Source organism: Melaminivora alkalimesophila, assembly GCF_000282995.1.
GTDB lineage: Bacteria > Pseudomonadota > Gammaproteobacteria > Burkholderiales > Burkholderiaceae_C > Melaminivora > Melaminivora alkalimesophila.
In genome coordinates this window covers 1-990 of sequence record NZ_ALEE01000654.1, presented here as the reverse complement: position 1 = coordinate 990, position 990 = coordinate 1, and the positions used below count along the sequence as shown (strand labels likewise).

At 73.9% G+C, this 990-nt stretch carries 1 protein-coding gene; it reads left to right on the top strand.

Annotated features, from left to right (window positions below):
* Positions 1-40: 40 nt before the first annotated feature.
* On the top strand, positions 41-990 hold a 950-nt coding region (locus A612_RS12745; RefSeq protein WP_040436844.1), incomplete at its 3' end, for a hypothetical protein.

Sequence of the window (990 nt, the reverse complement as noted above, 5' to 3'; positions counted from 1 at the left end):
CGGTAGACGCGCTTGCCGCCGCCTGCCATGCTCGCCTTCCATGCCCTCTGACCAGTCTCCCGATCCCTATGCCGCCGCCGTGGCGCCGGCTCCGACGCCACCCCCCCGGCGCCGCTGGCGGCTGCTGGGCCGGGTGCTTGCCGTGCTGGCGCTGCTGCTGGTGGGGCTGCTCGCGGTGGGCTGGTGGTGGGCCGGCAGCAGCACTTCGCTGGCGACGGCGCTGGCGCGTGCGGCCGCCTACTTGCCGGCCGGCCAGGAGCTGCAGACGCGCGACGTGAGCGGCTCGCTGCGCACCGGCGGGCACATCGGCTGGCTGCGCTGGAGCAGCCCGGGCCTAGCGGTGGAGGTCGAGGACGCTCAGATCGGCTGGAAGCTCGCTCCGCTGCTGCAGCGCCAGGTGCAGCTCGGTGAGGTACACGCTGCGAAAGTCACGATCACGCCACAGGGCGAGGCAGAAGAGGAGGAACGCACCGAGCCACTGCAGGAGCTGGTGCTGCCCGTGCAGGTGGACCTGCCGCTGCGCATCGACCAGCTGGTCTGGAGCGGCCGCGGCGCAGATGCAGAGCCGCTGGTCATCGAAGGACTGGAAGGGCGGTACCGCTACGATGGCAGCGAGCACCGGGTCGAGATCGGGCACGTGGCGCTGGCCCAGGGGGAATACACGCTCCAGGCCACGCTCGGCGCGCATGCGCCCATGCCGCTGGATGCGACGCTCGACGGCACGGTGCGCACTGCCGTGCCCGGCAGCGAGCAAGCCCTCGCCGCCCGGGCGCATGCGCGCATCACGGGCACGCTCGCCACCGAGGCGGCGCGCCTGCAGGTGGCGGCCCGGTTGCGCCAGGCCACCGCGCCCGGCGAGGCGCAGCCGGAAGACGCCCTGAGCGTCGATGCCCAGGCACAGATCGCGCCTTGGGCGGAGCAACCGGTGGTGGCGGCCGATGCCCGCTTCCAGGCGCTGGACCTGGCGGCGCTGTGGCCGCAGGCGCCCGC